Genomic DNA, 20,479 nt, shown 5'->3' with positions numbered 1-20,479 from the left:
GAGATTTCAGATTTGAGAATACTTGCATATAACAGACTTGCAGATTTCAGATTGGCAAGTAAATCTAAAATCTGAAATCTAAAATCTAAAATTTTGTTAGTTGCGCCAAGTTTTGCGAATAAATTTCGACTTCTAGATTTTTGTCTTCGCGACTGGCGAGACTGCGCTTGACCTGACCCAAGTAAAGTGGTTGAGAAACCCCTGGTTCGGGATGGGTAATAGTACGCGCCCGAATCAGCAATTGGGCGCTAGCAGAACCAGCTCTACCGTAGGAAAATAAGTCACCGGCAGCTTGGCGGAGGGTAGCATCCAATTCGGATTCAGTAATTTGATTGGGAACGGCGATCGCAGCCAGGGTCGCCCCATTATCATAAATCACCGAGTAGCGCACTGCACCGGGAATCGCCGTGCGGGTAAACAATCCCAATCCCAAGGCAAACAAACCCGCCGTCAGGACACCCATAAAACTGGTAGCGCCCACCAGCCGAAAGCGGATACCCCATTTTAAAATAAATCCCATCAGGGTGATGGCAGCGCCGACTAAAGTCAGGATACCCGCCCACTGGGAAGCTTGGAAAAAATCAGTTGTTGCTGGCATTTGCGATCTGGCTAATGGCTCATGGCTCATGGCGGTCTTTGTCATTATCAGTCAAAAGTTGTTTCTCCAGCAAGCACTCTCGATCAAAGTTGGAGCGAGATTTGATTTCGTTGCGGTGTTTGCTGAATAATTTTTGCGGGAATCCTTTAAACACAAGGGTAAACTGCCCAATGCCATACTGGGGGCTAACAACAGTAACAAAAAACCTACCTAAATCTACTTAAATCTCTCTAAAACCCAACTTTTTGTAAAGATTTGCTAACATTTGCCCCCCGCAAACCAAGCCCAGAGGATAATTACACGAGGGCAGCAGATAGTCAAGACCAACCCTTTCATGCTACTCGGATTTAAAACACAAATCCAGCTAACAAACTCTATTGCTCAACTGCTTGCCAAACACGCAGGAGTAGCACGTCATGCTTGGAACTGGGGATTAGGATTAACCCTAGCCATCTTAAACCACAATCAGACCTACCCAGAGGATAAAATCAAATTTCCCAGCGCGATCGATTTACATAAATGGCTAGTAGCATTAGTCAAATCCAAACATCCTTGGTACTATGAAGTATCAAAAACCGCCCCTCAATATGCATTAATGCACTTAAGAGAAGCGTGGAAGAAATGCTTCCAAAAGAAAAGTGGTGCGCCCAAATTCAAGAAAAAAGGCCGTCACGACTCATTTACCCTAGAAGGGACGATCAAAATCATTAGCCCCTTCAAAATACAAGTCCCTGTCATCGGAGTATTAAAAACATATGAAAAACTGCCTATTGGCATCACACCAAAGACAGTAACGATTAGCCGCCTTGCGGATAGATGGTTCATTTCGTTTAAACTAGAGGTGGAACCCACATGTACCCCAAAAGCAATTGATATCGTTGGGGTAGACTTAGGAATATTAAATACAGCCACACTTTCAACTGGGGAAGTATTTGTCGGAGCTAAAAAAACTCGGCATCTGCTCAAAAAGCTGGCTCACCAGCAATGGAGCCATCGGCAAAAACAATTAGGCGAGAAAAATTGGCGAAAAGCGGGGACACTAATAGCGCGGTTGCATAGCCAAATTGCTAACATTCGCCGTGACTACTTACACAAGTTGACAACCTACCTCGCCAAGAACCACGGCGTGGTGGTAATTGAAGACTTAAATGTCAGTGGCATGTTAGCGAACCGGAAGTTAGCCCAAGCTATTGCTGATGGAAGTTTTTACGAATTCAAGCGACAGTTGGAATATAAATGCCAACTTTATGGTTCCTCACTTATCATAGTTTCCCGGTGGTTTCCTAGTTCTAAAACTTGCCATTGTTGTGGTGAAGTGAAACAGTCTTTATCTCTATCAGAGCGGATTTTTCACTGTGAAAAATGTGATTGGAAGGGAGATAGAGACTTCAATGCAGCGTTCAATTTAGAGCGAATAGGGAGAGCTGCTCCCGAATTTACGCCTGTGGACAAGAAGGAGCCGACTCCCTTGGTCGAAGCAGGAAGTCACACCGAAACAAGTCTTATAGGTAGATTTGAGTAGGTTTGACAGAGCGGTTGGTATACGGCAACCTATGCCGGTCAACTGATCGTCACCCCAGCGATACTGGCGTGGTTTTCGCGATCAAGAGGGCAAAAAAGATATAGCTGGGGACAGTTTGGCGAGTTGTTACTGCTGGTGTTGTGCGCCATCGCCATCTGTCGAATTGCGTTTTGGGGCGGCTATCCCTTGGAGTATATCATCATTGCCCTGCTGATCTGGTCGGCGTTTCGGTTTGGGGCGCCCTTATCGACTTTAATGGTGGTGGTGGTGAGTGCGAGCGCAATTTATGGCACTTCCCACGGTTTCGGATCGTTCTACCGTCAGTCAATCAAAGAATCTTTATTACTTTTGCCATCTTTTATCAGCGTTGTTGCCTTAACCACCTATATTTTATGCGCCGCAATTGAAGATAATAGAATCGCTCAAGCCAAACTCAGAAAATCCAAAAATGAATTAGAACTCCGCGTCGAAGAACGCACCGCCGAACTAAGACAAGCTAAAGTTGTCGCCGACCAAGCAAACCAAGCCAAAAGCGAATTCCTAGCCAACATGAGTCACGAACTGCGTACCCCCCTTAACGGTATCCTTGGGTACGCCCAAATTCTGCAAAACTCCCAAAATTTTAGCCAAAAAGAACGCAAAGGCATCGACATTATTTACCAGTGCGGTTCCCACCTGCTCACCCTAATTAACGATATCCTAGACCTGTCTAAAATTGCAGCCCGGAAAATGGAACTTTACCCCAACGATTTCTATTTTTCCTCCTTTCTTGAAGGGGTAGCAGAAATTTGCCGCCTCAAAGCCGCGCCAAAAGAAATTGAATTCAACTATCAACCATCCCCTCAACTGCCCTCTGCCATACATGCCGATGAAAAACGCCTGCGTCAAGTTTTAATTAACCTCTTAGGCAACGCCATCAAATTCACCGACAGAGGCAGCGTAACATTCAAATTCGAAGTAATAAATCCAATCGAAAATCCCCTTGTTCGCTTTCAAATCGAAGACACTGGCGTTGGCATAAGCGAGTCACAACTAGATAAAATTTTCTTACCTTTCGAGCAGGTCGGCAACACAGAAAAGCGGATGGAAGGCACTGGATTGGGATTAGCCATCAGTCAAAAAATTGTATCTTTAATGTTTAGCACAATCTTTGAAAAAAGTCAACCAGAAAAGCGAAGCATTTTCTGGTTTGAGGTAGAATTACCCCCAGCCTTAAACCTAGAAGAAAATTATAAAAGAATTGAGCAACCCAGCAGCATTATTGGATTTGAAGGCAAAAAACGCAAAATCTTAATTGTTGATGACCATTGGGAAAATCCCTCGGTTGTGGTTAATTTACTTTTCCCCCTGGGGTTTGAAATTTTTGAGGCGAATAACGGTCAACAAGGGTTAGATAAAGCCAGAGAAATTCAGCGGGATTTAATTATCTCGGATTTGAGAATGCCGGGGATGGATGGGTTAACCATGACCCAGCATATAAGAGAGTCGCCAAATCTGCAAAATGTAGCGATCGTTGCTTCCTCTGCAAGCGTGTTTGACTACCACCAGCAACAAGCTTTGGCAGCAGGTTGTAATGATTTTCTTCCCAAACCTATCCAAGTCGCACAGTTACTAGGGCAATTACAACAACACTTGCAGTTGACCTGGATTTATCAAACTGAAACTGACTATTCAATCAAGGAAAAATCAGCCACAGATTCAACCAGTGAAATGGTGTTTCCTCCCGGCGAAGAACTTGTTAAACTGTATCAAGCCGCTGTGAGGTGCGACGTAAATTTGGTTGAGGCAGAAGCAAAACGCATCAAGCAGTTAGACTCTAAATATACAGCTATTGCCGATAAGTTATTGGCAAGATATGACGAGTTTGACGTAGAAGCGATAGCAGAATTATTAGAACCCTATCTTGCCAGCAACTAACCTATGGTAGACGCTCAAAAAAACACGATTCTAATTGTCGATGACAACCCCAACAACATCCGGGTATTATTTGAGTTATTGCACCAATCTGGCTTCAAAGTTTCAGTTGTTAAAAGCGGTGAAGCAGCAATAGAAAAAATCCCATTAGTTCAGCCGGAATTGATTTTGTTAGATGTGATGATGCCTGGAATTGATGGGTTTGAAACCTGCCGCCGTTTGAAAGCAGATCCGAAGGCAAAAGATATCCCAGTCATTTTTATGACTGCCCTCGCCGATACAGAACACAAGGTAAAAGGGTTGCAAATTGGAGCGGTAGATTACATTACTAAACCATTCCATTTCAGCGAAGTTTTAGCCCGCGTTAACGTGCATTTGGCACTCAGAAAGGCGCAAGTTCAGTTAATTAATGAAGTCGCCGAACGCAAGCAGATTCAAAAGCAGCTTCAGCAAACGCTAAAAGAGTTAAAAAAAGCCCAAACCCAGCTAATTCAAAATGAGAAAATGTCTAGCTTGGGTCAACTGGTGGCAGGGGTGGCACACGAAATTAACAATCCAGTTAACTTTATTTACGGCAACATTACCCATGCAGAGGAATATATCCAAGACTTGTTGAGACTGCTGCAACGCTATCAACAGTACTATCCTAATCCCGTGTCTCAGGTGCAAGCTGAATTAGAGGCAATTGACATAGATTTCTTACTCGAAGATCTGCCTAAAATACTAGACTCGATGAAAATTGGAACCGATCGCATTCAACAAATTGTGCAGTCTTTGCGAATCTTCTCCCGCACCGATGAAGCTGAAATCAAATCTGTAGATATTCACGAGGGAATTGATAGCACTTTGATGATTTTGTCACATAGATTAAAGGCTTTCTCTAATCGCCCTAACATTGAAATTATTAAAAACTACGGCAATTTACCGCTAGTGGAATGCTACCCCGGACAACTTAACCAAGTGTTTATGAATATCCTCAACAATGCAATTGATGCTTTAGAGGAAGCGATTGATATGCAGAAAATATCCACACCTTCGATTGCAATTCGTACCGAAGTTGTGGAGAGCAAAAGCATAGCCATTAGCATTACCGATAATGGAATGGGAATGGCTGAAGATGTTAAACAAAAGATATTTGACCCCTTCTTTACAACTAAACCCGTGGGTAAAGGAACGGGTATGGGGCTTTCGATTTGCTATCAAATTGTAACGGAAAAGCACGGCGGAACGCTTTCTTGTGCTTCACAACCGGGACAAGGTACCGAGTTGGCGATCGCAATTCCCCTGACTCAAACCTAAACAGGTAAGTCAGTCCTGGGATTAAATGTTTCAATTTGCCGCAACTTTTCATACAGTTCCCTCTCCCGCAGACTGGGATTTCTGGGAACTACGATCTGAATTTCCACTAACTGATCGCCGCGATCGCCCTCATCAACAGGATAGCCTTTATTCAAAAGTCGCAAACGCTGACCCGACTTCACTCCAGGCGGAACCGACATTTTGACTCGTCCGTCGAGGGTGGGGACTTCAATTTGTCCGCCCAAAACAGCTTCGCTGGGAGTCACCGGGACAGAACAAACAATATCCGCACCTTCTATCTTAAAAAACGGATGGGGTTCAACTGTAATTTTCAGGAATAGGTCGCCGCCTTCAATTCCTTGACCGCGCAGGCGGATGCGCTGATCGGTTACCATACCGGGAGGCATGTTAACTTCAATCGATCGCCCATCTTCCAAGCGAATGCGTTGCGCTCCTCCCACATAAGCTTTTTCTAGGGGTATCGTTAGTCGCGCTTCAATATCTTTGCGCGCGGGACGCGGGGATACAGTATAAGCTACTTTAGTTGTACCGGGACGGAACGGATCGGCTGTTGATACCGATGCGCGGGAATTGAAATCAGCTGCGGTGGCGACGCGACTTTCTTTACGCCGTCCCAACAGTTGGTCGAGAAAGCTCTCAAAGTCTTCAAACTGACCGTAATCGAATTTGTCCCCAGATCGCTCTTTGCCATTTTCCCAGGGTTTAGAGGGGCGCGTAGCTTTGCCTGGGAAGCCTTTTTTGTGCCAATAGCGGCTGTATTGGTCGTACTCTGCCCGCTTATCGGCGTCAGAGAGGACTGCATATGCTTCGCTAATATCTTTAAATTTTTCCTCGGCTTCTTTATCACCCTGATTCATATCAGGGTGATATTGCCTAGCTAAACGCCGATAAACTTTTTTAATTTCTTCTGCCGGAGCATCTCGATCAACACCCAGAATTGCGTAGTAGTCCCGATAGTTTTGCATTGTCTTAGTCATTAGTGGGTGGTAATGGGTAATGGGTAATGGGTAATGGGTAATGGGTAATGGGTTTTCTATTACCTACTACTGTAAGGGAGAGGCATTACGGTAAAAAAACTTTATACCGAAATGCGTCACCCCTCCTATTCAACTACCAATTACCAATGACCAATTACCAATGACCAATTAGAACCATTCATCATCATCATCATCCCAATCATCTTTGTCGTAATTTTTGCGCTTTGGACTTGACCCGATACTGTCGGAAGTCTGGCGACGACTTGACCCGGTATCGTAATAGGGGCGCGACTCTTCGCGATCGCGTCCGTAGGGGCGGGAGTCTTCGCGATTATTGTAATAGGAGCGCGAGTCTTCGCGATTATTGTAATAGGGGCGCGAGTCTTCCCGGTAGTCTTCGTCCTCATCATCTCCGGCGAAGACGCGACGAATTGAGCCAAAAAAGTCGTCTTCTTCCTCGGTGAAGCGTTCGCGGATTTCGCGATTCAAGTCTGCGATCGCATCTTGCAAGTCTGACTGCGCCCGGTCAATACCCCTGTCGTCGTTTTTAGCCAAACTGTCCCGCAACTCCCGAATCGCGCTTTCGATGCGGTAGCGGTAACTGCTGGAAAACTGGGAGCCATAATCAAGCGTTACTTCTCTCAATTGCCGTTCTGCCTGGGAAATCAACGATTCAGAACGGTTACGCTTATCTATGCGTTCTCGTGTCAGTCGGTCTTGTGCGGCATATTGTTCCGCATCTCGCAGCATCCTGCTAACTTCTTCGTCGCTCAAGGTAGAAGCACCTTGGATTGTGATAGTTTGTTCCCTGCCCGTACTTCTATCTTGCGCGGTTACTTGTAAAATCCCATTGGCATCGATATCAAACGCTACCTGAATTTGCGGGATGCCTCGCGGTGCGGGGGGAATTCCCAGTAGCTTTACCCGTCCCAAGGATTTATTATCCTTTGCCATTTCCCGTTCCCCTTGGAGGACGTGAATTTCCACCAGAGTTTGATTGTTTTCTGCGGTGGAAAACGTATCCGAACGCCGCACCGGGATCGTAGTATTGCGGGGAATCAATTTTTTCATCACGCCGCCGATGGTTTCCAGGCCCAGGGACAAGGGTGTAACATCCAACAGCAGGACATCTTTGAGTTCGCCCCCTAAAATGCCTGCCTGAATTGCTGCTCCCACTGCGACGACTTCATCTGCGTTAATATTTTGATTCGGCTCGATGTCAATTAAACTGCGAACCAGTTCTTGCACCATTGGCATTCGGGTTGAGCCGCCAACCAACACGACCTCATCAATTTGATCTGGACTTAGATTAGCATCGCCCAGCGCTCTTTTTACAGGGCGGCGCAGGCGGCTGACCAATTCACCGCACATGCTTTCAAATTCAGACCGATTCAGGCGATATTCTAGGTGAACCGGGCCGTCTTCGGTGGCTGCGATAAAGGGTAAATTAATGTCAGTGCTGGTGACGCCTGAAAGCTCGATTTTGGCTTTTTCTGCGGCTTCGGTCAGCCGTTGCAAAGCTTGACGGTTCCGCCGTAAATCTATTCCTGCTTGTTCTAGAAATTTATCTGCCAACCAATCAACGATTTTTGTATCAAAATCATTACCGCCTAGCTGGGTGTCGCCGCTAGTGGCTTTTACTTCAAATACCCCATCTCCCACATCCAAAATCGATACGTCAAACGTGCCGCCGCCTAGATCGAATACTAAAATCGTTTGATTTTGTTTGCGGTCGAGTCCGTAAGCTAGCGCCGCTGCGGTCGGTTCGTTTAAAATCCGTTTCACTTCAAGTCCGGCAATGCGGCCTGCATCCCGCGTTGCTTGTCGCTGAGAATCGTTAAAATAAGCCGGAACTGTAATTACCGCCCCCGTCACCGGCTGCCCTAGATAGCGACTGGCTTCATCTGCCAACTTCCGCAGCACCATTGCCGAAATTTCTTCGGTGGCAAATTCTTTATTCAGACGGGGACACTTAATTTTCAGGTTGCCTTGTTCGTCTTTGCGAATGCCGTAGGGGACTCGCCTTAATTCCGGGTTGATTTCGTCGTACTTGCGACCGATGAAGCGCTTGACAGCGTAAAAGGTATTTTGGGGGTTCAGAACAGCTTGTCGTCGCGCCATCTGTCCGACGATGCGTTCTCCTTCTTTGCTAAAAGCTACTACAGAGGGAGTTGTCCGCATTCCTTCGGCATTGGCGATGACAAGCGGCTTGCCACCCTCCATTACGGCTACCACTGAGTTGGTTGTACCCAGGTCAATGCCGACTACTTTGCCCATGCGTTGCTGTTCTCCTGGCTAGTCTTAATTAAATGTTGAGAACCTTTGCTTGGATTCATTCTATCTTGCGCTTGGGTATGCACGGTGGCAAGGGGTGAGGTGGCGCACATAATAAGAAAGAATTGGGATTTTTTACTTTTGTGCCAACAAGATGAGCAAGACTGCCCTGAATTTAATTGCCATTTCTGTTTTTGCGATGACGCTTTCGGTGTTGCTGGGGCCGTTGATTAATTTATCACCTGCGGTTGTTGCGATCGCCACTGCCGGTATTCTGGGACTGGCTACCTTAGATTCTTTCACCTGGCAAGGACAGGGAGCGACCTTGCTTTTAGATTGGCTGGCAAATTTAGACCCAAAGCATCGCGCCCGCGTACTCCGCCACGAAGCGGGACACTTTCTGGTTGCTTACCTGTTAGCCATTCCGGTCACGGGTTACGCACTGACTGCTTGGGAAGCTTACAAGCAAGGTCGTGCAGCCTATGGAGGCGTTGCGTTTGACGACCTGGAATTATCCGCGCAAATCCAAACAGGTATCTTATCGGGACAAATGTTAAACCGTTACGGCACTGTTTGGATGGCGGGAGCGGTTGCCGAAGATTTAGTCTACGGCAACGTTGAAGGTGGCGCGGAAGACCGGGAGAAACTCCGCACGGTTTTAGCTCAGATCGGGCGTTCCCCAGCCGCCTACCCGCAGCAAGAACGCGCTTTTGCCCTGCAAGCGCGTACCCTATTGCAAGCACACTGGTCTGCCTACGAAGCCCTCGTGGCAGCAATGGAACGCGGCGACGATGTGGCGTCTTGTTATAGCATAATCGAGCAATATTGTCAAATAGCAAGTGCTAATGGCTAATGGCTAATTGCTCATGGCTAATGGCTAATTGCCTAATTTTTCACTATGCCCCCCTGCTCACCTGCCCCCCTGCCCCTGGAGCTCACCGGCTCAAGATTTAATCTCCGGCAACGACTTGGTTGCGCCCAGAGGTTTTAGCCTTGAGTAGATTTTGATCGGCGCGGTTGATTAAACTGACGCCGTTGGCGTCATCAGTTGGTTGTAGCGTGGCGACGCCGATGCTGACTGTAACTGGCAGCGCTAAGTTGGCGTCAATTGCGAAAGGTTGTTTGCCGATCAGACTGTTGAGGCGATGGGCAACTGCTTGTCCTTCCTCCAGGGTGGTGTTGCTGAGAATAATTACGAATTCTTCGCCACCGTAGCGGAAAGGCGTGTCTTGAAACCGCAGGTTGTGTCGCAGGCGTGCCGAGAGCAGCTTTAGCAAGCGATCGCCTACTAAATGACCGTATGTATCGTTGACCGACTTGAAATAATCTATATCTAAGATCAGCAAGCTTAAAGGTGTGGCGCGGTGGCGCGCGTTCTGAATTTGCCGGGGTAATTCCCAGTCTAGCGCTCGCCGGTTGCTCAGTTCCGTCAGCGGATCTGATAGTGCGATCGCGCTGAGCAAATCGTTGGTACGCATCATGCTGCGGTAAATTTGCACCCGCCCGATCCCCGCTCGTATTTGCGCTTGCAATAAATGATTTTCCAGCTTCCACCCGGTTAGTGACAGTACATCTTCCGTTTTCTGCAACGACAGCAGCAGAAAGGCGTCTGCCCCCCCTTCCAGGGCGGCTGTTCTATAGGCTAACTCCCAATTCCAGCCAGGAACGATTTCTTCGCTCTGGTTTTCAGGTTGATCGGCGATCAAAATACAATATATCCAAGCCAGACTGCTCTGTTGTTTGATCTGCCGACAAAGCTCCAAATTGCCTACCAGGCTTGCTTGTAAAATCAGCACGTCAGGCTGTTGTGCTTGAATTAGATGCTGCGCCTCTTTCGGGCTGGATGCTACATCTACATCACAAGCTGGTACCGTTGGAAGGCGGTCTAAAATTGTCGCTTGGAAGTCATTGCCGCCAACTACAAGAATGGAACCATCCATTGGCGTGAGGCGCTGGGTGGGAAGGTATACGATTTGACCCTGGTCAGGCGAGATAACATTCACGGTTAGTAGAACATAAAGTGGTGACCCAAACAAGAGCAACAAGACACCCCGACCGATGTTTTATCAGTATATCTTCTGCGTTTAGTTCAGCCACCGATTGTCTTTTTAACGTTTTTTTTTTGGGTTCTACAACAAGTCTGATTGATTTCCCGGATAATCAGTATAAATTCACACAATCTTTATCCAACAGAATTTGGCAAGCTAAAAGCTGATTGGCAAAATTTATAGTAGTTATAGGTTACACAAATAACCGTTTTTTTGCGTAAGTACAATCCACAGATGACGCGGTCATAGATAGTGCTAATGGCTAATTGCTAATGGCTAATTGCTAATGGCGAACTTCATCGTAGGACACGGTGACCTGGGGAATGTCTCTGCAAAACTCTCCGCGAAGGCGAACGTCTTCTTGGTGAGAATAATTACAGGACTTACGCAAGGGCGTTCCTAGAAACCCGGTTTCTTTGGGTAAGTCCTGATGATTTTGCAGGGCTAGGGAAGAGTTTTTGGCGCGATTAATGTATTATTAATTACTTTTAAAACTTAAAAGATCCGAAAAAACCGATTGTGCCAGTTGGGGGTGACGCTTTCCCAAAAACACCGTGAGTCTAGCCGAAGGCAGCTAGACTCACCAAAATGCGTTGTTCGATTTTTCAAGGGTTAATCGTCAACTAGGACAAATAATCAACTCTATACTACTAGGGTGGACAAGTATTGCAGCTTCACAACCACAGTCTGTAACGAGTTGTTTTTTACCAGACTCCGGTTTGGCTCGGATCTCGCTGGGAGAGCGTTTTGCCACCGACAACAATCTTTATCCTTGGTGCAAGACAAAAATTACTCAAATCAAGCATTTCGCTCCCTTTGAGGGAAAGCTTCCTGTTTCTACCAGGGGAGTCGTTCTACCAGGGGAGTCGGCTCCTAACCTGTCCACAGGCGTAAATTCCGCGCTTGCCGCACTTACAAGGGTTTTTGGGGCATTTTCCTTTCTTAATCGCAGCGTTTAAGTCACGCTCGATGGAAACGCCGCACTGATTGCATTGGTAAAAATGCTCTAGCTGCAACTGGGTCCCAGACGGGAGACACCGGGTCTTGACCCTTCAAGTTCGGTTCTTTTGGTATCCAATATCAAATTAACATGACGATTCCTGCCCGATCTACCCCATTAATCAAACTTGATGAGTCTTAACGAACTGCAATAGGGCATTCGACTCCAGGCGCACCAGCGGCATAGTGAAAAAACCGCCATTAGCAATTAGCCATTAGCAATTAGCCATTAGCAATTACCCATTACCGATGACCAAAATGTAAAAATAAATAAAGCGTTGAAATTCTAGTTCTTAGTTTGTTATAGAAATCCATGTCTTTTTTTCCCCAGTTCGAGAGTGGTAGCGAAATCCGGCAAAAATTCCTCGATTTTTACGCCCAGCGGGGACATCAAGTCCTCCCTAGCGCTTCTTTGGTGCCAGAAGATCCCACCGTACTGCTGACGATCGCTGGGATGCTACCGTTTAAACCTATATTCTTGGGACAGCGCGCGCCCCAATTCCCCCGCGCTACTACGTCCCAAAAGTGCGTCCGTACTAACGATATCGAGAATGTGGGACGCACCGCTAGACACCACACGTTTTTCGAGATGCTGGGGAACTTCAGTTTTGGGGATTATTTTAAAGAACAAGCGATTGCATGGGGTTGGGAACTCTCCACCCAAGTCTTTGGGTTACCCCCACAACGCCTCGTGGTCAGCGTGTTTGAGGAAGATGACGAAGCTTTTGCCCTTTGGCGCGATCAAATTGGCGTCCCGGAAGCGCGAATTAAGCGCATGGGTAAAGATGATAATTTTTGGGCATCTGGTCCAACTGGTCCTTGCGGCCCTTGTTCGGAAATATACTATGATTTTCACCCGGAACGCGGAGATGAAAATATCGATTTAAACGACGATTCCCGCTTTATCGAATTCTACAACCTGGTATTCATGCAATATAACCGGGATGCAGATGGGAATTTAACCTTGTTAGCAAGTCAGAATATCGATACGGGAATGGGTTTGGAACGGATGGCACAAATTTTGCAAAAGGTGCCAAATAACTACGAAACCGATTTAATTTTCCCGATTATTAAAACGGCGGCGGAAATTGCTGGCATCGATTACAGCAAAGCCGATGAGAAAATTAAAGTATCTCTCAAAGTAATTGGCGACCACGTTCGCGCAGTGGTTCACATGATTGCCGATGAAATTCGCGCGTCGAATATCGGACGGGGATACGTACTGCGCCGCCTGATTCGTCGCGTGGTGCGTCACGGGCGGTTAATTGGGATTGAAGGGGAGTTTACTACTAAAGTCGCAGAGACTGCGATCGCTCTCTCCGAATCCGCCTATCCCAATGTCCGGATCAGGGAAGCGCAAATCAAAGCAGAATTGCAACGGGAAGAATCTCGCTTCCTCAAAACTTTGGAACGCGGCGAAAAAATGCTCGCTGAAATTATCGAACAGTTGCAAAAAGAAGGCAAAACGGATCTCGGCGGGGAGAGTGCTTTTACCCTTTACGATACTTACGGGTTTCCCCTAGAACTCACCCAAGAAATTGCGGAAGAAAATCACCTCACCGTCGATAACGCCGGGTTCGATGCGGAAATGAAAAAGCAGGTGGAACGCGCTAAAGATGCCCACGAAACTATCGACTTGACGGTGCAAGGTTCGCTGGATAAGTTAGCCGAACAAATTAAAGTGACCGAGTTTTTGGGATATTCTCAAGCAGCGAGTCAAAGCGCTGTGGAAGCGATTTTGGTCGGGGGAGAATCCGTAGAAGAAGCAGACGCCGGAACAAATGTGCAAATTGTTCTGGATCGCACGCCATTTTATGCCGAATCTGGAGGGCAAATCGGCGATCGCGGTTATATTTCCGGTAGCGATCTGCTAATAAGGATCGAAGATGTGAAAAAGGAATCCGATTTCTTTGTCCACTTCGGTCGCATCGAACGCGGTACGTTAAGGGTAAGCGATAAAGTATCCGCGCAAATCGATCGATCTTGTCGTCGTCGCGCTCAAGCTAATCATACCGCAACTCATTTGTTGCAAGCGGCGTTGAAAAAGATAGTCGATGATTCCATCTCTCAAGCAGGTTCTTTAGTCGCCTTCGATCGCTTGCGGTTTGATTTTAACTGTCCTCGACCTTTGACATCAGAAGAAGTGCAACAAGTTGAGGAACAAGTTAATACTTGGATCGCCGAAGCACATTCTGCCCACATTTCTATATTGCCCCTCGAAGAAGCTAAGGCGAAAGGCGCGATCGCCATGTTTGGGGAAAAATACGGAGACGAAGTGCGCGTGTTAGACTTCCCCGGTGTATCTATGGAATTGTGCGGCGGGACTCACGTTAGTAATACTGCGGAAATCGGCGTGTTTAAAATCGTCTCCGAAGCAGGCGTCGCGTCGGGGGTGCGGCGAATCGAAGCCGTCGCGGGACCAGCGGTATTAGATTATCTTAATGTTCGGGATAAAGTAGTCAAGGAGTTGAGCGATCGCTTTAAAGTCCAACCCGAAGAACTCCCCGACCGCATCACCAAACTACAAAACGAAGTAAAATCCACCCAGAAACAACTTGATGCAGTCAAGGGGGAATTGGCGATCGCCAAATCCGACCAATTGCTAGCACAAGCTGAGTCCGTCGGTGACAGCAAAATCATCGTTGCACAACTCGGAGACGTTGACGCCGAATCTCTCAAAACCGCCGCAGAAAGATTGCAGCAAAAATTGGGTAACGCTGCGGTAGTTTTGGGGTCAATTCCCGAACCAGATAAGGTGAGTTTGGTAGCATGTTTTAGCCCAGAAGTCAATAAAAAAGGGCTGCAAGCTGGCAAATTTGTCGGGGGAATTGCCAAAATCTGCGGCGGCGGTGGCGGCGGACGCCCGAATTTAGCCCAAGCAGGAGGACGGGATTCGAGTAAGTTAAAAGAAGCCTTAGAAACGGCTCGAATTCAGTTGATTGAAGCGTTGAATTAGTCTAGAAATTGTGACAGAAACCCGGTTTTTTCAAAAAAACCGGGTTTCTAGTGGCGAACTGTAGACAAGGAGTAGACAAATATATGGTTAAATCTTCACTGCCACCACCAAAAATCCAGACTGAACTCACTGGGGAACTAGCTGAACGAGGATGGCGGACCCAAACCGTAATCCAACCGGATGGCACAACCAAAACAACTCAAATACCGCTGACATCAGCCGAGTTTTTGCACCCAGAGGAAGGATATCACTTGCCTAGTAGCACATTTCACGACAATCTAGCTGGCGACGCTAAGGATATGTTGATTCGTCGCTATGCCAAAGATGCAACAGTTGCCGTATTTCGGGATCTGATAATTGTTTGGGATGACGAAGATATTAAACCTCACTGTCTTGATGTGTGTGTAGTTTTTGGCGTGCAGAACAAAGAGCAAAATCGTCCCCGTTTTATTGTGGCAGATGAAGGTGTAAAACCGGCTTTAATTATTGAAGTTGTATCCCCTCGCTATCGCAAAGAAGACAGGGAAATAAAAGTTATCGAGTACGAACAAGCGGGGGTGCAAGAATATGTCATTATCGATCGCCGCACCCAACGGGGTGAGGAAATAGATGAAATACTAGGCTATCGGTTAATTAACGACCGCTATCGGTTGCTGACTCCAGACGATGATGGACGAATTTTGTGCGAAACGATTGGACTGTGGATTAGTTTGCGCGATGGTAGTTTGATGATGGAAGATGCTGAAACGGGTGAGCGTTTGCTGACTTCCGGTGAATTAGAAGAACGAGCTACCCAAGCTGAAACCAGAGCTACCCAAGCTGAGCGTCGGGTAGCCCAATTGGCGGAACTTTTGCGCGCCCAAGGTATCGATCCAGACCAAGTTTAAGCGCTTCCTAGTGGGATAGTAAACTCAAAACGCCAAAATTTTTATGACCTTACGCCAGAAGACATTGCTGCTGATTGGCGTCACCCTCATCGGGTTACTTGGGGTGCTATACGCTACTTTATCTACGATCCTGCTGAGCTACCTTTATGACTTGGAGGTCAGAAAGACTCAAAAGGAATTGAAACGCGCACTGGATTCTTTGTCAGAAGAGGTGGCACAACTCAGCGTTGTGGCGCGTCAGTGGGGTGTGTGGGACGATGCTTACAAGTTTATGGAAAATGGCGATTCGCTACGCGACGGCTACGCCGAACGCAACTTTATTAAAACTAATTTCAGCGATTCGTTATTCTTCGATTTCAGGCTGAATTTAGTACTGCTTAGCCGTCCTTCCGGTCAAATCGTTTTCAGCCAAGGCTTGCATCTGAGGCAACAAAAAGCGATGCCGGTGCCACAAGGGCTGATTGATGCTAACTTTGAGCTGCAAAGCACCGATTTAAGCAGCCGTTATCGAGGTATCCTGCTAGTGCCGGAAGGTACCCTAATTGTTGCTTCACAGCCGATTATTACCACGGATGGCAGAGGCCCTAGTCGCGGTAGTTTAGCGATCGCGCGCTACCTCAACACTGCTGAACTCAATCGCTTAAAGGCACTGAACCAATTATCTATTACTATCCACAAGGTTAACAACCCTCGCTTACCAACTGATTTTCAGCAAGCGCGTTCTGAATTTGAGCTTTCTAAAGAAAGATTGCTCAATCTTGCATCAAACCGCTTACTCAGTACCCAGGAGTTCATAATCCGTCCGCTGAATAACGATACCATGTCGGGCTATGCTTTACTCCGGGATATCCACGGCAAACCTGCTGTGCTATTGCGAGTAGATAGTCCCAGAGTTATTTACAAGCAAGGTTTAGTGGGTCTACGCTATCTAATTTTATCCTGGCTGGGAGTGGGCTTAATTTTTGTTGTGGCGACACTATTGCTGTTAGAAAAATTATTATTTTTGCGGTTAGATTGCCTCAGTAAAGATGTCAAATATATCGGGACGACCAATGACTTATCGATGCGGGTGGTCAGCAATGGAGCCGATGAATTATCAAGTTTAGGTCAAACGATTAACTGGATGTTGTCAGCTTTAGAATCTTCTTTAAAAGAGCTAAAAGCCGAACGGGAAAAAGCCGAACAACTGCTGCTTAATATTTTAACCCAACCGATTGCCAATCGGTTGAAGAAAGAGGAACGCACCATCGCTGATAGTTTCAACGAAGCGACGGTTTTATTTGCCGATATTGTTGGTTTTACCAATTTATCTGCTCATACACCCCCGGTAGAATTAGTCAACTTGCTCAACCAAATATTTTCGGCTTTTGATCGATTAGCCGAACAGCATGGATTGGAGAAAATTAAAACAATTGGCGACGCTTATATGGTGGTTGGCGGTATTCCCACTCCTGGAAGCGAACGCGCCCAAGCCATTGCGCAAATGGCGCTGGATATGCTCAAAGCAATTCAAGAATTCAATGCGCTGAATCATGCGTTTAATATGCGAATTGGCATCAATACAGGTCCCGTTGTCGCCGGAGTTATTGGCCTCAAAAAGTTTATTTACGATTTGTGGGGCGATACGGTTAATATTGCTAGCCCCATGGAGTCTCAGGGTATTCCCGGATGCATTCAGGTTAAGGATGCTACTTATGAGCTTTTAAAAGCTCAGTATGAATTTGAGCGGAGAGGCGTTATTCAGGTAAAAGGAAAGGGAGAAATGATGATTTATTTGCTACTGGGAAGAAAATCATAAATTTGTGCGTTAGTATACTAGGTAATCGGGTGCTTGTTTAGGGGTCAATTCCGCAGACAGAACGGTTGAGTTTGGTATCATGTTTTAGCCAAAAAGTCAATGAAAAAGTGTTAAAAATGGGATTGTTTGTGGGAGCATACGCCCCAACCTCGCGCCAGCCGGAGGGCGCAATCCGACTAAGTTAAAACAAGCCCTCAAAAGCGCCCGAACTTAGTTTTACTCAGCCTGGAAATAATTTTGGCAATTAATCCGGATTAGGTCATCGGTCATCGGTCATAGGTATGGTCATGGTTCGTTAAAAGAAAATCTATAGATCTATGACCTATAGGGATCATCTGGGGGAGCTTAAATGAAACTGTATCAAAAAACACTGCTTACGATTGGGATTACGCTTTCAGGTCTAATTGGGGTTTTGTATGCTACCACATCATCGATCTTGGTGAACGGCTTTACCCAATTGGAAAAAAGAGAGGTACGACAGAACGTTCAACGAGTTCAAAACGCCTACTCTAATTACCTGAACGAGTTTAATGCCTTGAATTATCAATGGGCGGCTTGGGATGAAACTTATGGCTTCATCAAAAATGGTAACCCGGATTACATTAAACGCAATCTCCGCCCAGCAGATTTCCAGACGCTAAATATCAATTTGATCCTGTATCTCAACGCCTCTGGGAAACTGGTTTATGGGCGGGGATTCAATCTCAAACAACGCCAGTTTAAGCCAGTGCCAACAGGATTCTTGCCCTTCCTGAGATCTAAAATGAACCTGCGACAGCAGCCAAACAATATGAGCCGCTTCAGCGGTATTGTGCTGTTACCTGAAGGCGCGCTAGTGCTTTCCGCATTGCCAATTCTTACAGGTCAAGGAAAAGGCCCTGTTCGAGGCACTTTAATCATGGGACGCTACTTAAACAGTGACGAAATCAAGCGTCTGAGTCAATTAACCCGATTAAATATTACAGCGTACAAGGTAACCGATCCCAAGTTGCCGATGGACGTTTCTGATGCGAAAGCTACTTTGTCGTCCCAGGTACAGTCCTCTGAAACTTCAATTTTTGTTCAGCCAAGTTCAACTGATACGATCAGAGGATACACGCTGCTGCAAGATATCTACAATCAGCCGGCGCTGCTATTGCGGGTAGACCTGCCGAGAGATATTTATAAGCAAGGCCGAGACAGCCTGCATTATTTCATCGTATCCCTGCTGGTGGTTGGGTTTGTATTTACCGTTGCGACTTTATTGCTGTTAAGGAGATTGGTGTTGTCCCGCTTGGCGCGTTTGAGTAATGAAGTCAAGAGCATTGGCACGACGGGGGATTTTTCAATGCGCGTAGCGGTTTCTGGTGCGGATGAACTGTCGAGTCTGGGTAGCACAATTAATTGGATGTTAGAAGCATTGGAATCTTTTTTAAAAGAACTATCAGCAGAACGAGAAAAAGCCGACCAATTGCTACTAAATGTCTTACCCCATCCCATCGCAGATCGGTTGAAAAACGAGCAACGCACTATCGCTGACAGCTTTGCCGAGGCAACTGTTTTATTTGCCGATATAGTTGGCTTTACCGCAATGGCTAGTCATACATCTCCGGTAGAACTGGTCAGCTTGCTCAATCAGATATTTTCAGCCTTCGATCGATTGGCTGAACTGCATGGTTTAGAGAAAATTAAGACGATTGGCGATGCCTATATGGTGGTGGGTGGAATTCCCGTGCATCGAGAAGATCACGTTGAAGCTGTTGCCCAAATGGCGCTGGATATGCAAGAGGCAATTAGCCAGTTTAATCAGGAGAAAAATTCTGAATTTACCATGAGGATCGGTATTAGCACTGGTCCAGTCGTCGCGGGGGTGATTGGCATCAAAAAGTTTATTTACGATTTATGGGGCGATACGGTTAATATTGCCAGTCGCATGGAATCACACGGCCTTCCTGGATGCATTCAAGTTACTGCTGCCACTTATGAGCGGTTAAAAGATAAGTTTAAGTTGGAGAAGCGAGGCGTTATTCAGGTAAAAGGTAAGGGAGAAATGACGACTTATTTGCTGCTGGGAAGAAAGTAAGAAGATCCCAGGTTCTTAGAGGTGATTTTAAACTAAATATTCAGCAAAAGTAGGGGGCGCTAACGCACCCTACTTTTGAGAGCGCTCGCTACCCCTTAGATCAAATATCAGATAAACTATCTGGTAATAGTGACAAAGCGATCGCTTTGTCAATTTCTTGGTTAAAATCTAGGTTGGCGAGTGGGTTGGAAGTGAGTTCAACCCATTTATTGATTTCTAAATTAAAATTTTTATTCAACAACAGTTGAAGCATGGAATCTGTAGTAGGTAGCGCAGCAGTTGGGAAAACCGTTGTGGGGTTAGATCCGAGGTTGTTGCCAATCGCTAGTCCAAAGAATAGCAGAAATAGCAGGACAAAAGTGAATACGCGCTTGTGCATTGCTTGTAAGTTGACCTTAGTTAAACGACAATTTATGGTAACTAATTTTATATTTCCCAGATTGTTTCAGAAAATAACATAGGACTTACGCCAAGAAACAAAGGGCGATCCGAAAAATCGTTGGTTTGGGAATCAGAGATATGCCGACCGCACGCACTCGCGTTCGACGGTCGAAACCGGGTTTCTGGCCTCGTATTAATATTTTGCCCCGATGCAAAACATTTGTCTATGTCTTGCCCTGGGTGTAGGGGCACGGCATTAAATATTTTGCCCCGATGCAAAACATTTGTCTATGTCTTGCCCTGGGTGTAGGGGCACGGCATTAAATATTTTGCTTTAATGCAAAACATTTGTCTATGTCTTGCCCTGGGTGTAGGGGCACGGCATTAAATATTTGGCTTTGATGCAAAACATTTGTCTATGTCTTGCCCTGGGTGTAGGGGCACGGCATTAAATATTTTGCCTTGATGCAAAACATTTGTCTATGTCTTGCCCTGGGTGTAGGGGCACGGCATTAAATATTTTGCCCCGATTAAAAACATTTGTCTATGCCGTGCCCTGGGTGTAGGGGCACGGCATTAAATATTTTGCTTTGATGCAAAACATTTGTCTATGCCGTGCCCTGGGTGTAGGGGCACGGCATTAAATATTTTGCCCCGATTAAAAACATTTGTCTATGCCGTGCCCTGGGTGTAGGGGCACGGCATTAAATATTTTGCTTTGATGCAAAACATTTGTCTATGCC

13 protein-coding genes and 1 pseudogene are annotated in these 20,479 nt (G+C 46.3%); 9 read left to right on the top strand and 5 right to left on the bottom strand.

What is annotated here, in order from left to right:
* Positions 1-85 precede the first annotated feature (85 nt).
* Positions 86-598, bottom strand: coding sequence for a Ycf51 family protein (locus tag MiSe_RS30815; protein ID WP_226587436.1), 513 nt, complete (start codon positions 596-598; stop codon positions 86-88).
* 334 nt (positions 599-932) lie between these two features.
* Between MiSe_RS30815 and MiSe_RS30810 the strand changes: the two genes are divergently transcribed.
* The 4 genes and pseudogenes from MiSe_RS30810 to MiSe_RS30800 all read left to right on the top strand — a co-directional run bounded on the left by MiSe_RS30810 (position 933) and on the right by MiSe_RS30800 (position 5,333).
* A complete protein-coding gene (locus MiSe_RS30810; protein ID WP_226587419.1) occupies positions 933-2,120 on the top strand; it encodes an RNA-guided endonuclease InsQ/TnpB family protein in 1,188 nt (395 codons plus the stop codon).
* A 27-nt stretch (positions 2,121-2,147) separates the two neighbouring features.
* Positions 2,148-2,831: pseudogene (locus tag MiSe_RS51315) on the top strand (histidine kinase dimerization/phospho-acceptor domain-containing protein); the annotation flags it as partial.
* 18 nt (positions 2,832-2,849) lie between these two features.
* The gene (locus MiSe_RS51310; protein ID WP_264196735.1) at positions 2,850-4,037 is read left to right on the top strand and encodes an ATP-binding protein; all 1,188 of its coding nucleotides are present in this window, start codon (positions 2,850-2,852) and stop codon (positions 4,035-4,037) included.
* Between the two features lie 3 nt (positions 4,038-4,040).
* A complete protein-coding gene (locus MiSe_RS30800) occupies positions 4,041-5,333 on the top strand; it encodes a hybrid sensor histidine kinase/response regulator (RefSeq protein ID WP_226587418.1) in 1,293 nt (430 codons plus the stop codon).
* On the opposite strand, the gene MiSe_RS30795 is transcribed toward MiSe_RS30800, so the two are convergent.
* A complete protein-coding gene (locus tag MiSe_RS30795; protein WP_226587434.1) occupies positions 5,330-6,319 on the bottom strand; it encodes a DnaJ C-terminal domain-containing protein in 990 nt (329 codons plus the stop codon). The two genes, MiSe_RS30800 and MiSe_RS30795, sit on opposite strands and share 4 nt — an antisense overlap.
* A gap of 180 nt (positions 6,320-6,499) precedes the next feature.
* Positions 6,500-8,608, bottom strand: coding sequence for a molecular chaperone DnaK (gene dnaK / locus MiSe_RS30790; RefSeq protein ID WP_226587417.1), 2,109 nt, complete (start codon positions 8,606-8,608; stop codon positions 6,500-6,502).
* 151 nt (positions 8,609-8,759) lie between these two features.
* Between dnaK and MiSe_RS30785 the strand changes: the two genes are divergently transcribed.
* Positions 8,760-9,458 (top strand): M41 family metallopeptidase, encoded by a 699-nt coding sequence (locus MiSe_RS30785; RefSeq protein ID WP_226587416.1) that lies wholly within the window; start codon positions 8,760-8,762, stop codon positions 9,456-9,458.
* Between the two features lie 97 nt (positions 9,459-9,555).
* Here the strand turns inward: MiSe_RS30785 and MiSe_RS30780 are convergent, their stop codons facing one another.
* A complete protein-coding gene (locus MiSe_RS30780; RefSeq protein ID WP_226587415.1) occupies positions 9,556-10,608 on the bottom strand; it encodes a diguanylate cyclase in 1,053 nt (350 codons plus the stop codon).
* A 1,357-nt stretch (positions 10,609-11,965) separates the two neighbouring features.
* On the opposite strand from MiSe_RS30780, the gene alaS reads away from it, so the two are divergent.
* From alaS to MiSe_RS30760, 4 genes are all read left to right on the top strand, one after another.
* On the top strand, positions 11,966-14,608 hold the full coding sequence (alaS, locus tag MiSe_RS30775; protein WP_226587414.1) for an alanine--tRNA ligase: 2,643 nt from the start codon (positions 11,966-11,968) through the stop codon (positions 14,606-14,608).
* A gap of 83 nt (positions 14,609-14,691) precedes the next feature.
* Positions 14,692-15,495, top strand: a complete 804-nt coding sequence (locus MiSe_RS30770) for a Uma2 family endonuclease (protein ID WP_226587413.1) — start codon at positions 14,692-14,694, stop codon at positions 15,493-15,495.
* Positions 15,496-15,538: 43 nt separating this feature from the next.
* Positions 15,539-17,293: an adenylate/guanylate cyclase domain-containing protein gene (locus tag MiSe_RS30765; protein WP_226587412.1), complete on the top strand. Its 1,755-nt coding sequence runs from the start codon at positions 15,539-15,541 to the stop codon at positions 17,291-17,293.
* A gap of 349 nt (positions 17,294-17,642) precedes the next feature.
* On the top strand, positions 17,643-19,355 hold the full coding sequence (locus MiSe_RS30760; protein WP_226587411.1) for an adenylate/guanylate cyclase domain-containing protein: 1,713 nt from the start codon (positions 17,643-17,645) through the stop codon (positions 19,353-19,355).
* A gap of 100 nt (positions 19,356-19,455) precedes the next feature.
* Here MiSe_RS30760 and MiSe_RS30755 read toward each other — a convergent pair whose 3' ends face one another.
* Entirely contained in the window at positions 19,456-19,734 is a 279-nt protein-coding gene (locus tag MiSe_RS30755; protein ID WP_226587410.1) for a hypothetical protein, read from the bottom strand.
* Positions 19,735-20,479: the final 745 nt, after the last annotated feature.

Origin of the sequence: Microseira wollei NIES-4236, assembly GCF_020521235.1 — a bacterium.
In the GTDB taxonomy this organism is placed as follows: domain Bacteria; phylum Cyanobacteriota; class Cyanobacteriia; order Cyanobacteriales; family Aerosakkonemataceae; genus Microseira; species Microseira wollei.
The sequence above is the reverse complement of the archived record's forward strand: the minus strand, read 5'-3'. Positions and strand labels throughout refer to the sequence as shown.

What these genes read in the sequence shown, in the direction of transcription:
- MiSe_RS30760 (WP_226587411.1), top strand. Translation starts at nt 17,643, where the DNA reads ATGAAACTGTATCAAAAAACACTGCTTACGATTGGGATTACGCTTTCA.
- alaS (WP_226587414.1), top strand. Translation starts at nt 11,966, where the DNA reads ATGTCTTTTTTTCCCCAGTTCGAGAGTGGTAGCGAAATCCGGCAAAAA.
- MiSe_RS30810 (WP_226587419.1), top strand. Translation starts at nt 933, where the DNA reads ATGCTACTCGGATTTAAAACACAAATCCAGCTAACAAACTCTATTGCT.
- dnaK (WP_226587417.1), bottom strand. Translation starts at nt 8,608, where the DNA reads ATGGGCAAAGTAGTCGGCATTGACCTGGGTACAACCAACTCAGTGGTA.
- MiSe_RS30785 (WP_226587416.1), top strand. Translation starts at nt 8,760, where the DNA reads ATGAGCAAGACTGCCCTGAATTTAATTGCCATTTCTGTTTTTGCGATG.
- MiSe_RS30765 (WP_226587412.1), top strand. Translation starts at nt 15,539, where the DNA reads ATGACCTTACGCCAGAAGACATTGCTGCTGATTGGCGTCACCCTCATC.
- MiSe_RS30795 (WP_226587434.1), bottom strand. Translation starts at nt 6,319, where the DNA reads ATGCAAAACTATCGGGACTACTACGCAATTCTGGGTGTTGATCGAGAT.
- MiSe_RS30815 (WP_226587436.1), bottom strand. Translation starts at nt 598, where the DNA reads ATGCCAGCAACAACTGATTTTTTCCAAGCTTCCCAGTGGGCGGGTATC.
- MiSe_RS51310 (WP_264196735.1), top strand. Translation starts at nt 2,850, where the DNA reads ATGGAACTTTACCCCAACGATTTCTATTTTTCCTCCTTTCTTGAAGGG.
- MiSe_RS30770 (WP_226587413.1), top strand. Translation starts at nt 14,692, where the DNA reads ATGGTTAAATCTTCACTGCCACCACCAAAAATCCAGACTGAACTCACT.
- MiSe_RS30755 (WP_226587410.1), bottom strand. Translation starts at nt 19,734, where the DNA reads ATGCACAAGCGCGTATTCACTTTTGTCCTGCTATTTCTGCTATTCTTT.
- MiSe_RS30800 (WP_226587418.1), top strand. Translation starts at nt 4,041, where the DNA reads ATGGTAGACGCTCAAAAAAACACGATTCTAATTGTCGATGACAACCCC.